Annotated in this window: 9 protein-coding genes and 2 tRNA genes; all 11 read left to right on the plus strand. The window is 37.1% G+C overall.

All coding sequences use genetic code 11. The annotated features are described in order from the left end of the window. Positions 1-122 precede the first annotated feature (122 nt). The 11 genes from HMPREF2642_RS01930 (at position 123) to HMPREF2642_RS01980 (ending at position 12,104) form a co-directional block, all read left to right on the plus strand. Positions 123-1,049, plus strand: a complete 927-nt coding sequence (locus HMPREF2642_RS01930) for a YybS family protein (RefSeq protein WP_030062315.1) — start codon at positions 123-125, stop codon at positions 1,047-1,049. 29 nt (positions 1,050-1,078) lie between these two features. Then, a complete protein-coding gene (locus HMPREF2642_RS01935; RefSeq protein ID WP_023349981.1) occupies positions 1,079-3,046 on the plus strand; it encodes a DHH family phosphoesterase in 1,968 nt (655 codons plus the stop codon). After that, complete coding sequence (rplI, locus tag HMPREF2642_RS01940; protein ID WP_002434521.1) at positions 3,043-3,489, plus strand: 50S ribosomal protein L9; 447 nt, start codon at positions 3,043-3,045, stop codon at positions 3,487-3,489. The genes HMPREF2642_RS01935 and rplI overlap by 4 nt, the downstream gene beginning before the upstream one ends. A 48-nt stretch (positions 3,490-3,537) precedes the next feature. Next, positions 3,538-4,938: a replicative DNA helicase gene (gene dnaB, locus HMPREF2642_RS01945; RefSeq protein ID WP_002434020.1), complete on the plus strand. Its 1,401-nt coding sequence runs from the start codon at positions 3,538-3,540 to the stop codon at positions 4,936-4,938. A gap of 278 nt (positions 4,939-5,216) precedes the next feature. After that, complete coding sequence (locus HMPREF2642_RS01950; protein WP_002434422.1) at positions 5,217-6,500, plus strand: adenylosuccinate synthase; 1,284 nt, start codon at positions 5,217-5,219, stop codon at positions 6,498-6,500. A 273-nt stretch (positions 6,501-6,773) separates the two neighbouring features. Beyond that, positions 6,774-6,848: transfer RNA gene (locus tag HMPREF2642_RS01955), tRNA-Glu, on the plus strand. A gap of 5 nt (positions 6,849-6,853) precedes the next feature. Continuing rightward, positions 6,854-6,926: transfer RNA gene (locus HMPREF2642_RS01960), tRNA-Asp, on the plus strand. A gap of 512 nt (positions 6,927-7,438) precedes the next feature. After that, the gene (gene yycF / locus HMPREF2642_RS01965; protein WP_070597612.1) at positions 7,439-8,140 is read left to right on the plus strand and encodes a response regulator YycF; all 702 of its coding nucleotides are present in this window, start codon (positions 7,439-7,441) and stop codon (positions 8,138-8,140) included. Positions 8,141-8,152: 12 nt separating this feature from the next. Next, entirely contained in the window at positions 8,153-9,985 is a 1,833-nt protein-coding gene (gene walK, locus HMPREF2642_RS01970) for a cell wall metabolism sensor histidine kinase WalK (RefSeq protein ID WP_002434451.1), read from the plus strand. Beyond that, positions 9,978-11,315: a two-component system activity regulator YycH gene (gene yycH, locus HMPREF2642_RS01975; protein WP_002434631.1), complete on the plus strand. Its 1,338-nt coding sequence runs from the start codon at positions 9,978-9,980 to the stop codon at positions 11,313-11,315. The genes walK and yycH overlap by 8 nt, the downstream gene beginning before the upstream one ends. Continuing rightward, positions 11,316-12,104 (plus strand): two-component system regulatory protein YycI, encoded by a 789-nt coding sequence (locus tag HMPREF2642_RS01980; protein WP_030065550.1) that lies wholly within the window; start codon positions 11,316-11,318, stop codon positions 12,102-12,104. The last annotated feature ends 170 nt before the right edge of the window (positions 12,105-12,274 follow it).

The following is a 12,274-nucleotide window of genomic DNA, read 5'->3' on the forward strand; positions in this document are numbered from 1 at the left end:
GCTAAGCAAAGTAAGTATGTCTTTAGCATAAGTGCTACTAATTAATGACGAAGTCATTAAAAGTAGCGCTTTATTGTTAATTTTTGGCAAAGAGGTTAAAATAGAAGTTATAGTCAAAAAGTATGGGAGTGGCGTGTGTGTTTTCAAAAATACAACCTAAAGCAACTATTATTGCAACTATTTCATTACTGATAGTCGCTTTAGTAACACATGTATTACCTATTCTCGGCTTAATTTTATGTTTATTTGCAACGATTCCTGGCATCGTGCTATGGAACCGCTCTGTACAATCATTTGGAATTAGCGCTTTAGTAACAGTGATTCTGACAACGTTATTAGGTAATACATTTGTCTTAAGTATGATGGTACTTATCTTAATTTTAAGTTTTATCATCGGTCAATTACTTAAGGAAAGAACTTCAAAAGAAAGAATTCTTTATGTTTCAACGGTTTCATTGAGTTTAATAACATTGATTGGATTCATGTTATTACAAACATTCGAAAAAATTCCAAAAGCAGCCGTATTAATTAAGCCATTTAAAGATGCGATGTATGATGCCATCTTAACAAGTGGATTAAATTCTAACTATAGACAGATTCTTGAGGAAGGTTTCCGACAATCAACGGTCCAACTCCCTAGTTATCTTATTATAGTCATTTTCCTTTTAATCTTAATTAATCTGATTATTACATTTCCTATCTTACGTAAGTTTAAGGTCGCAACTCCGATCTTTAAGCCATTATTCGCATGGCAAATGAATCGTGTACTATTATGGATTTATCTTATAGTTCTTATTTGTGTAATGTTTGCGAACCAACCAAGTATATTCCAAAGTATCGTCTTGAACTTTGAGGTTGTGTTATCATTAGTGATGTATATCCAAGGTTTAAGCGTTATACATTTCTTCGGTAAAGCTAAGAGATGGCCGAATGCTGTAACGATTTTATTAATGGTGGTGGGGACACTACTTACACCGATGACACATATCGTTGGTTTACTTGGAGTTATTGATTTATGTATTAATTTAAAACGAATTATTAAAAAATGATTATTAACTAAGTGATTAGAGGTGGAAGAATGAACCGTCAATCCACTAAAAAAGCATTGCTCATACCTTTTATACTCATGGTACTTACAGCCATTGCATTAGTCATCGTATGGTTTATTTTCAACCAAATCGTCGCTGGCATTGCTGCAGCAATCCTCGTCGTGATGATTATTATTAGTGGCGTGTTATTGAGACAAGCTTTTCTTAAAATGGATAATTATGTGGATGATTTAAGTGGTCACATCTCGGCAAGTAGCAATAAAGCAATCAAACATTTGCCGATTGGGATGATTGTGTTAGATGAAGATAACCACATTGAATGGATGAACCAATTCATGACAGAACACGTTGAAACTAATGTGATTTCTGAAAATGTAAACGAAGTCTTTCCTAACATATTGAAACAATTAGAAAAAGTACAAGAAGTAGAAATTGAACATAACAATTATCATTACCATGTGCGATATTCAGAGAATGAACATTGTTTATATTTCTTTGATATCACAGAAAGCGTACATACCAACGAGTTGTATGAAGATTCAAAGCCAATTATCGCAACGTTGTTCTTAGACAACTATGACGAGATTACGCAGAATATGAACGATACACAACGTTCAGAAATCAACTCAATGGTTACACGTGTCATTAGCAGATGGGCACAAGAATACAATATTTATTTCAAACGTTATAATTCTGATCAATTCGTTGCATATCTTAACCAAAAGATATTAGCAGAACTTGAAGATTCAAACTTTGAAATTTTAAGTCAGTTGAGAGAGAAAAGTGTCGGTTACCGTGCACAACTCACTTTAAGTATCGGTGTCGGTGAAGGTACAGAGAACCTTATTGACCTAGGGGATTTATCTCAATCTGGTTTAGACTTAGCACTCGGTCGAGGAGGCGACCAAGTAGCCATTAAAAATATGAATGGTAACGTTCGCTTCTACGGTGGTAAGACTGACCCTATGGAGAAACGTACGCGTGTACGTGCCCGAGTAATTTCTCACGCACTTAAAGATATATTAACTGAAGGCGACAAGGTAATTATTATGGGACATAAACGCCCTGATTTAGATGCAATTGGTGCAGCAATTGGTGTCTCACGTTTTGCATTAATGAATAATTTAGAAGCCTTTGTTGTTCTCAATGATTCAGATATTGATCCGACTTTACGTCGTGTCATGGACGAAATTGATAAGAAACCAGAATTGAAAGAACGCTTTGTCACTTCAGATGAAGCTTGGGATATGATGACGTCTAAGACGACAGTCGTTGTCGTGGATACGCACAAGCCTGAAATGGTCTTAGATGAAAATGTCTTAAATAAAGCAAACCGTAAAGTCGTTATTGACCACCACAGACGTGGCGAAAGCTTTATTTCAAACCCACTATTGGTATATATGGAGCCATATGCAAGTTCAACTGCAGAGCTTGTTACTGAATTATTAGAATATCAACCAACTGAACAAAGATTGACACGTTTAGAATCAACAGTCATGTATGCAGGTATTATAGTAGATACTAGAAACTTCACATTAAGAACAGGTTCAAGAACATTTGATGCTGCAAGTTATTTACGTGCGCATGGTGCAGATACAATCTTAACGCAACACTTCTTAAAAGATGATGTAGATACTTATATTAATCGTTCAGAACTTATTAGAACGGTTCAATTACAAGATCATGGCGTAGCAATCGCTCATGGTTCAAATGATAAAATCTACCATCCTGTTACGGTTGCACAAGCAGCCGACGAGTTGTTAAGTTTAGAAGGTATCGAGGCATCTTATGTTGTGGCTAAACGTGAAGATAACCTCATCGGTATCTCTGCACGTTCACTAGGTTCTATCAACGTTCAATTAACGATGGAAGCATTAGGTGGTGGTGGACACCTTACAAATGCTGCCACACAAATTAAAGGTGTCACTATAGAAGATGCTATAGAACAATTACAGCAAGCAATTACAGAACAAATGAGTAGGAGTGAAGATGCATGAAAGTAATTTTCAAACAAGATGTTAAAGGTAAAGGTAAAAAAGGCGAAGTAAAAGACGTACCAGTAGGTTACGCAAACAACTTCTTACTTAAAAACAACTATGCTGTAGAAGCAACTCCTGGTAACTTAAAACAATTAGAACAACAAAATAAACGTGCTGAAGCAGACAGACAACAAGAAATTGATGATGCGAAAGCACTTAAAGAAAAATTAGAAAACATCGAAGTTGAAGTATCAGCTAAAACAGGTGAAGGCGGTAAATTGTTTGGTTCAATCAGTACTAAACAAATTGCCGAAGCATTAAATAAACAACATGATATTAAAATTGATAAACGCAAAATGGACTTACCACATGGTATCCACGCGTTAGGTTATACAAATGTGCCAGTTAAATTAGATAAAGAAGTTGAAGGTACAATTAGAGTACACACAGTAGAACAGTAATTTCGAAAATAACAAAGATGGATTGAAATAAGAGGTGTAAAGCAAACAATGGATGGAATGTATGAGCAAAATCAAATGCCGCATAGCAATGAAGCTGAACAATCTGTCTTAGGTGCCATTATTATAGATCCAGAATTGATTAATACAACTCAGGAAGTCCTCCTTCCTGAGTCGTTTTATAGAGGCGCCCATCAACATATCTTCCGAGCAATGATGCATCTTAATGAAGATAACAAAGAAATCGACGTTGTCACACTTATGGATCAACTATCTAGTGATGGAAGCTTAAGTGAAGCGGGTGGCCCTCAATATCTCGCAGAGCTATCGACTAACGTTCCAACAACGCGAAACGTTCAATATTATACAGATATCGTCTTTAAACACGCGTTAAAACGTAAGTTAATTCAAACGGCAGATAGTATTGCAAATGATGGCTATAATGATGAATTAGAACTAGATACAATCCTAAGTGATGCCGAAAGACGTATCCTTGAACTTTCTTCTACAAGAGAAAGTGACGGGTTTAAAGATATTAGAGATGTCTTAGGACAAGTGTATGAGACTGCCGAAGAACTCGACCAAAATAGTGGTCAAACGCCTGGTATTCCAACAGGTTATCGAGATCTCGACCAAATGACTGCTGGGTTTAACCGTAATGATTTAATCATCTTAGCGGCTCGTCCTTCCGTGGGTAAGACTGCCTTCGCTCTTAATATTGCCCAAAAAGTTGCGACACATGAAGATATGTTTACAGTAGGCATATTCTCGCTTGAGATGGGTGCAGACCAGTTAGCAACGCGTATGATTTGTAGTTCAGGTAACGTAGATTCAAACCGCTTAAGAACTGGTACGATGACAGAAGAAGACTGGAGTCGTTTTACGATTGCAGTTGGTAAATTATCAAAAACTAAGATTTTTATCGATGATACACCAGGTATTCGTATTAATGACTTACGATCTAAATGTCGCCGTCTTAAACAAGAACACGGCTTAGATATGATAGTGATTGACTATCTACAATTAATTCAAGGTAGCGGTTCTCGATTCTCAGACAACCGTCAACAAGAAGTATCAGAAATCTCACGTACACTTAAAGCCATTGCCCGTGAACTAGAATGCCCAGTTATCGCACTGAGTCAGCTTTCACGTGGTGTTGAACAACGTCAGGATAAACGTCCAATGATGAGTGATATTCGTGAATCTGGGTCTATCGAGCAAGACGCTGATATCGTTGCTTTCTTATACCGTGATGATTACTACAATCGTGGCGAGGATGAAGATGATGACGATGATGCAGGCTTTGAGCCACAAACGAATGATGATAACGGTGAAATTGAAATCATAATTGCTAAACAACGTAACGGCCCAACAGGAACTGTGAAACTTCATTTTATGAAACAATATAATAAATTTACAGACATTGATTATGCTCATGCAGAAATGACATAAAATTTATTTTTCCGTACAATAAACTTATTTTTAGTTTTATTGTACGGTTTTTATTTTGTTTTCATTCTTTGCAATCACTTGAAGTATGTATATCATTTTCCGGAAAATGAATTCAAAAGCACTGATAACACAACGATGAAACTGTATAAAAAGTAAAAACAAGATGAATCAATTGCAAACAACTTAAACAAATTTAATGTTCGATTTTTATTTGCAATCTCATAGGCATATTGGTAGAATATCTAATGGTTAAACGAGAAAAACTTGGAGGTGCTCTTATGTCATCAATCGTAGTAGTTGGGACACAATGGGGAGACGAAGGTAAAGGTAAAATCACAGATTTCTTAGCAGAACAAGCAGATGTTATCGCTAGATTCTCAGGTGGTAATAATGCAGGACACACAATTCAATTTGGTGGAGAAACTTACAAATTACATTTGGTACCATCAGGTATCTTTTATAAAGATAAATTAGCAGTTATCGGTAACGGTGTAGTTGTAGATCCAGTAGCATTATTGAAAGAATTAGACGGTTTAAATGAACGTGGTATTTCAACTAACAACTTACGTATCTCTAACCGTGCACAAGTCATCTTACCTTATCACCTAGCTCAAGACGAATATGAAGAACGTCGTCGTGGAGATAATAAAATCGGTACAACTAAAAAAGGTATCGGCCCAGCATACGTAGATAAAGCACAACGTATCGGTATTCGAGTAGCAGACTTATTAGAGAAAGAAACATTCGAACGTCGTCTTAAAGAAAACATTGAATATAAAAATGCTTATTTCAAAGGAATGTTCAACGAAACATGCCCTACGTTTGATGAAATCTTTGACGAGTACTATGCAGCAGGTCAACGCTTAAAAGAATATGTCACTGACACAGCTAAAATCTTAGATGATGCTAACGTTGCAGACGACAAAGTATTATTCGAAGGTGCCCAAGGTGTCATGTTAGACATCGATCACGGTACTTACCCATTCGTTACGTCAAGTAACCCAGTTGCTGGTAATGTCACAGTAGGTACAGGTGTAGGTCCTACATCAGTTTCTAAAGTCATCGGTGTATGTAAATCTTATACGTCACGTGTAGGTGACGGTCCATTCCCTACAGAATTATTCGATGAAGACGGCCATCACATTAGAGAAGTAGGTCGTGAATATGGTACAACAACAGGACGTCCACGCCGTGTAGGTTGGTTCGACTCAGTAGTACTACGTCATTCACGTCGCGTAAGTGGTATTACAGACCTTTCAATCAACTCTATCGACGTTTTAACAGGTTTAGATACAGTTAAGATTTGTACAGCATATGAGTTAGATGGCGAAGAAATCACTGAATACCCAGCTAACTTAGATCAATTAAGACGTTGTAAACCAATCTTCGAAGAACTTCCAGGTTGGACAGAAGATATCACAGGCTGCCGCAGTTTAGAAGAACTCCCTGAAAATGCACGCAAATACTTAGAGCGTATTTCAGAATTATGTGGCGTACACATTTCAATCTTCTCTGTAGGCCCAGACCGTGAACAAACAAACCTATTAGAACAATTATGGTAAAACAAAGGTGTAAAAGAAAGCTGAGATCATTAATGATATCCCAGCTTCAAAGAAGACCGACTTGTTTCATTACAACGAGTCGGTCTTACTTTATTTATATAGAAGAAAGTAGTTGAATACGCGATATGCAATCCCGTTTTAAACGGCGCCATCAACACTTTTATAGCAATATTTCTCATTTATTAACCCTTAAAAAATATTGTTAAATTTATGTAAAAAATAGCTTGTCATGAAAAGATGAGCTATGCTATAATCTATTTTGTGCTTAAGAACGGCTCCTTGGTCAAGCGGTTAAGACACCGCCCTTTCACGGCGGTAACACGGGTTCGAGTCCCGTAGGAGTCACCATGATAGGTCCCGTAGTGTAGCGGTTAACACGCCTGCCTGTCACGCAGGAGATCGCGGGTTCGATTCCCGTCGGGACCGTATTGCCTACCCAATAGGGTAGGCATTTTTTATACCTTCATATCCGTTTTATTCCTGTTACAATCCATCCACTCATATAAAGTAATAACTCTATCCTCACCCAGACATAACGCTCACTTTACAATATCCATGACGTTGCAATAAAAACTTAACATTTACGCTATTTGTTTACATTTTCAAAAGGGAGAATCGCATAAGCATACGTTTTACACCAAATATTTATATTACAAAATAATGAAAACACTGATATATAGATAATTTGAGCTATTTGCAACTGTTCAACATATTTTGTAATACAGTATTTCAATGGTAAAATTATAAATAATATTATTCTATAATTTTTAATACAAAAATAGAATTACCCGTTCATAAATGGTAAATTATATATTAGGTAACTATGCGCTATATATATTACATACATCACCTTTCACAAGGTATAATAGAGAAAAATATAGCCTTCACATAATTAAACGAACGGAAGAATTACACTTTGAGAAAAGAGGTTAAAATATATGGCTAGAAAAGTTGTTGTTGTCGACGATGAAAAACCAATTGCTGATATTTTAGAATTTAATTTGAAGAAAGAGGGATACGAAGTATTCTGCGCTTACGATGGTAACGATGCAGTAGATTTAATCTATGAAGAAGAACCAGATATCGTACTCTTAGACATCATGTTACCAGGCAGAGATGGCATGGAAGTATGTCGCGAAGTACGTAAAAAATTCGAAATTCCAATCATCATGTTAACAGCGAAAGACTCAGAAATTGATAAAGTATTAGGACTTGAACTTGGTGCAGACGACTATGTAACAAAACCTTTCAGCACGCGTGAACTTATCGCACGTGTGAAAGCAAACTTACGTCGCCATTATTCACAACCAGCTCAAGAAGTGAGTGGCGCTACAAATGAAATAACAATCAAAGATATCGTCATCTACCCAGACGCTTACTCAATTAAAAAACGTGGTGAAGATATCGAATTAACACATCGTGAATTTGAATTATTCCACTACCTTTCTAAACATATGGGTCAAGTAATGACACGTGAACATTTATTACAAACAGTGTGGGGTTATGATTATTTCGGTGACGTACGTACAGTTGACGTAACGATTCGTCGTTTACGCGAAAAAATTGAAGACGATCCATCGCACCCAGAATACATTGTGACACGTAGAGGCGTTGGATACTTCCTCCAACAACATGATTAGAGGCAACATCCTATGAAGTGGCTTAAACAATTACAATCCCTTCACACTAAACTCGTTATTGTTTATGTATTACTGATTATTATTGGTATGCAAATCATCGGTTTGTATTTTACTAATAGTTTAGAAAAAGAATTACTAGATAATTTTAAAAAGAACATAACGCAATATGCGAAGCAGTTAGATGTTAATATAGAAAAAGTTTATAACGATAATGACAAAGGTACGGTAAACGCTCAAAAGGATATCCAAAACCTTTTGAGTGAATATGCCAACCGTCAAGAAATCGGAGAAATTCGCTTCGTTGATAAAGACCAAATTATTATGGCTACGACAAAGCAGTCTAACCGTAGTCTAATTAATCAAAAAGCGAATGACGGTTCCGTCCAAAAGGCACTTTCTCTCGGTGAAACCAACAACCACATGGTCCTTAAAGACTATGGTAGTGGTAAGGAACGTGTCTGGGTTTATAACATACCAGTTAAAGTCGACAAACAAACTATCGGTGATATTTACATAGAATCGAAAATCAACGACGTATATAACCAACTCAATAACATTAACCAAATCTTTATCGTCGGTACAGCTATATCATTATTCATCACAGTAATCCTCGGTTTCTTTATCGCCCGAACGATTACCAAACCAATTACCGATATGCGTAACCAGACTGTTGAGATGTCTAAGGGTAACTATACTCAACGTGTGAAGATTTATGGTAACGACGAAATCGGTGAGCTCGCACTTGCTTTCAACAACCTATCTAAACGTGTGCAAGAGGCGCAGGCTAACACCGAAAGTGAGAAACGCCGTCTAGATTCAGTTATCACACATATGAGTGATGGTATCCTCGCGACAGATCGCCGTGGACGCGTGCGTATTGCGAATGATATGGCGCTTAAGATGCTCGGTCTCGCGAAAGAAGACGTTATCGGCTATTACATGCTCGGTCTTCTTAACCTTGAAAATGAATTCTCACTAGACGAAATTCAAGAAAATAATGATTCCTTCTTATTAGATATTAACGAAGAAGAGGGCATTATTGCACGTGTCAACTTTAGTACCATCGTGCAAGAAACAGGATTCGTCACAGGTTACATTGCCGTGTTACATGATGTAACAGAACAACAACAAGTTGAACGTGAACGTCGCGAATTCGTAGCAAACGTTTCACACGAACTACGTACGCCACTCACATCAATGAACAGCTATATCGAAGCACTCGAAGAAGGCGCTTGGCAAGATGAAAGCCTTGCACCACAATTCTTATCCGTTACACGTGAAGAAACAGAACGTATGATACGACTCGTTAACGACTTACTCCAATTATCCAAAATGGACAACGAGTCAGACCAAATTACTAAAGAAATCGTTGACTTCAACATGTACATTAATAAAATTATTAATCGACATGAAATGGCAGCGAAAGATACAACATTCGTAAGAGAAATCCCACAACAAACAATATTCACAGAAATCGATCCAGATAAGATGACACAAGTATTCGACAACGTTATCACTAACGCAATGAAATATTCACGTGGTGATAAACGAGTTGAGTTTCATGTGAAACAAAATGCACTTTACAATAGAATGACCATTCGTATAAAAGATAATGGTATTGGAATTCCAATCAATAAAGTAGATAAAATATTCGATAGATTCTACCGTGTTGATAAAGCACGTACACGTAAGATGGGTGGTACAGGACTCGGTCTCGCAATTTCCAAAGAAATTGTAGAAGCGCACAATGGACGCATCTGGGCAAACAGCGTAGAAGGTCAAGGTACGTCTATCTTCATCACACTTCCTTGTGAAATCATTGAAGACGGTGATTGGGATGAATAGTAAAGAACATATTAAATCAATTATCCTAGGTCTTCTCGTACTCATCAGTATCGTTTTGACATACTTGGTCTGGAACTATACACCAGACCTCAATAATGTTACTAACTCAGATAGCAGTAAAAAGAACGAGCCGAAACCACTAAGTAAACCTATGACAGCAAGCATGGAAGGCACGGTTACACCATTTCAGATCATTCATTCAAAGGATGATAAACCACAAGGAACGGTCTCAACAGGTGATGCACTTGATAGCATTACGAAGCCATTGAAGAATCAAGAAGTTAAATCTGTGTCACATATGCGCAGAGATCATAACCTTGTTATACCAGAACTAAGTAATGACTTTACCGTGCTAGATTTCACATACGATTTACCTTTAACGACATACTTAAGTCAGGTATTGAACATCGATGCGAACGTACCCAACCACTTTAACTTCAATCGATTACTTATAGACCAAGATAATGACAATCACGTGGTGCTTTATGCGATAAGTAAAGACCGTCACGAAGTCGTGAAATTAAAAACATCAGCACAAGGTAAAAATATAGATAGCGCCTTAGACAGTATTAAGTCAGATATGCAACCATATACTGAAATCATCACTAATAAAGACACTATCGATAAAGCAACACACGTCTTCGCGCCAAGTAAACCTAAAGACTTAAAATCATATCGTATGGTCTTCTCAACAATGAACGTCGAACGAATGAATTCCATTCTCTTTGAAGATTCAACTATCGTACGAAGCTCTCAAAGTGGTGCGACAACATATAACAACAACACAGGCGTCGCGAACTATGACGATAACAGTGAAATGTATCATTATAAAAACCTATCTGAAGACGCGAAAAGCTCAAGCAATATGGAAGAAACAATTCCAGGTACCTTTGAATTTATCAACGGCCATGGTGGATTCCTTAACGAAGATTATCGTTTATTCAGTACAGATAATAAGACAGGTAAACTGACTTACCAACGCTTCTTGAATGGTTACCCTACATTCAACAACCAGAATTTAAATGAAATTCAAGTCACATGGGGTAAAAAAGGCGTCTTCGATTACCAACGCTCATTACTTAAGAGCAGCGTTCAACTGAACAGTGAAGAACCTAAGACCTTACCTACAGCCGAATCCGTTCGTTCAGCACTTGCCAATAATAATAATATTGACTTTGAAAAGGTAACCAACATTGCAGTCGGCTATGATATGGATGACAAACCAGATAAAGATGATATAGAAGTTCAACGCAATAGTGAATTCACACCACAATGGTACGTAGAATACGATGGCAATTGGTACGCCTATAAAGATGGGAGGCTTGAATAAATGAATTGGAAACGCACAAAGACGCTATTCATTTTCGTATTTATTCTCGTCAACATCTTACTCGTCATGATATACATCGATAAAGTCAATAAAGCACAGATTAATGACGCAGAAAGTGGGAACAACGTTAATTTTCAACAAGAAGAAATTAAAGTCCCTACAGACGTACTTAATAAGAAAGTTAAAGATACGAAACTCGCACAAATCACAGCACGCTCTAAAGACTTCTCGAGCTACGCTAAAGAACATTCAAGCTTAGATACATCAGACAAAAACAAGACATTAGAAGGCGATATAGACAAAACTGTGAAAGTAAGCGATAAGAACCTAAAAGACATTAAAGATTTTATTGCAGATAGTATTTATAACGGTAAACAATATCAATTGAGTGATCTAAGTTCAGATAAAATCACTTACGAACAAACCTTTGAAGGTTATCCTATTATGAATAATAATAAAGCCCGTTTAACCTTTAATTTAAATGATGGAAAAGCAACAAGCTACAAACAAACAGCGATGAATAATATCCATATCGCAGAAGGGTCAAATAGTACTAAGAAACAAGTCATTAGCCCACGTAAAGCCGTCGAAGCACTTTACTTCAACAGATATCTAAAACGAAACGACCAAGTCATCGACGCACGCCTAGGCTATTACTCAGTCGTCAAAGAAACCAACGTACAATTACTACAACCCAACTGGGAAATTAAAGTTAAACACCACGGTAAAGACAACATAGAAACCTATTACGTCGAAGCCACCACCAAAAACCCAAAAGTTATAAATTAAGGTGCTAAGAAAAGCGCTTAGGTCGCGAGCAATAACTAGCATCAAGCGAAAATTGTTCCTCAAATTTTAGCGCGATGCGTATTATTGTCGAACGACCTGCTTTTCGAAGCCCGTCAATTAAGGTGCGAAAGTGAGCGTTTAGGTTTTGAGCAGAACCGAAAAGCGAGCAA

Origin of the sequence: Staphylococcus sp. HMSC055A09 (assembly GCF_001809655.1) — a bacterium.
GTDB classification, from domain to species: Bacteria; Bacillota; Bacilli; order Staphylococcales; family Staphylococcaceae; genus Staphylococcus; species Staphylococcus capitis.

What these genes read in the sequence shown, in the direction of transcription:
- rplI (WP_002434521.1), top strand. Translation starts at nt 3,043, where the DNA reads ATGAAAGTAATTTTCAAACAAGATGTTAAAGGTAAAGGTAAAAAAGGC.
- dnaB (WP_002434020.1), top strand. Translation starts at nt 3,538, where the DNA reads ATGGATGGAATGTATGAGCAAAATCAAATGCCGCATAGCAATGAAGCT.
- HMPREF2642_RS01935 (WP_023349981.1), top strand. Translation starts at nt 1,079, where the DNA reads ATGAACCGTCAATCCACTAAAAAAGCATTGCTCATACCTTTTATACTC.
- yycH (WP_002434631.1), top strand. Translation starts at nt 9,978, where the DNA reads ATGAATAGTAAAGAACATATTAAATCAATTATCCTAGGTCTTCTCGTA.
- HMPREF2642_RS01980 (WP_030065550.1), top strand. Translation starts at nt 11,316, where the DNA reads ATGAATTGGAAACGCACAAAGACGCTATTCATTTTCGTATTTATTCTC.
- walK (WP_002434451.1), top strand. Translation starts at nt 8,153, where the DNA reads ATGAAGTGGCTTAAACAATTACAATCCCTTCACACTAAACTCGTTATT.
- yycF (WP_070597612.1), top strand. Translation starts at nt 7,439, where the DNA reads ATGGCTAGAAAAGTTGTTGTTGTCGACGATGAAAAACCAATTGCTGAT.
- HMPREF2642_RS01930 (WP_030062315.1), top strand. Translation starts at nt 123, where the DNA reads ATGGGAGTGGCGTGTGTGTTTTCAAAAATACAACCTAAAGCAACTATT.
- HMPREF2642_RS01950 (WP_002434422.1), top strand. Translation starts at nt 5,217, where the DNA reads ATGTCATCAATCGTAGTAGTTGGGACACAATGGGGAGACGAAGGTAAA.